2 tRNA genes are annotated in these 502 nt (G+C 42.2%); both read left to right on the top strand.

Annotation, left to right across the window (positions count from 1 at the left end):
* Nucleotides 1-46: 46 nt before the first annotated feature.
* Nucleotides 47-123: transfer RNA gene (locus tag AAA952_RS22335), tRNA-Ile, on the top strand.
* A gap of 138 nt (nt 124-261) precedes the next feature.
* A tRNA-Ala gene (locus AAA952_RS22330) sits at nt 262-337 on the top strand.
* Nucleotides 338-502: the final 165 nt, after the last annotated feature.

Below are 502 nucleotides of genomic sequence, written 5' to 3'. Positions count from 1 at the left end.
TTGAGTGTTCACACAGATTTGCTTGATAGAAGAAAGAGTAAAAGATGGGTCTGTAGCTCAGCTGGTTAGAGCGCACCCCTGATAAGGGTGAGGTCGGTGGTTCAAGTCCACTCTGACCCACCAAATCTTTGTTCTCCTTTGTTAAATTAACACTCGTTTAGTGAACTAAACGTCGCGTTAATTTGCCGCGGATAACTCGATTTGGCAAACCAATCCTTTTAGAGGTTTGGAACATCTTACTTACTCGCACTGCATGTAAATGGGGCTATAGCTCAGCTGGGAGAGCGCCTGCCTTGCACGCAGGAGGTCTGCGGTTCGATCCCGCATAGCTCCACCATTTACACCTTATTCTGACTTTATTGCAAAGTAATAAGGCATATGCACTATGGATAGAGATGCCAAAGATAAACTTAAAAATTATCTTTGGCTTTTTTAAGCCCGCTCTTTAACAATTTGGAAAGCTGATAGTATTTAATTGCATGAGTCTGTCATGTGATTAATT

It is taken from the genome of Shewanella sp. M-Br, from assembly GCF_036245925.1.
Taxonomy (GTDB): Bacteria; Pseudomonadota; Gammaproteobacteria; order Enterobacterales; family Shewanellaceae; genus Shewanella; species Shewanella oncorhynchi.
Note: the sequence above shows the minus strand (reverse complement) of the source record. Positions and strands in the feature narration are given on the sequence as shown.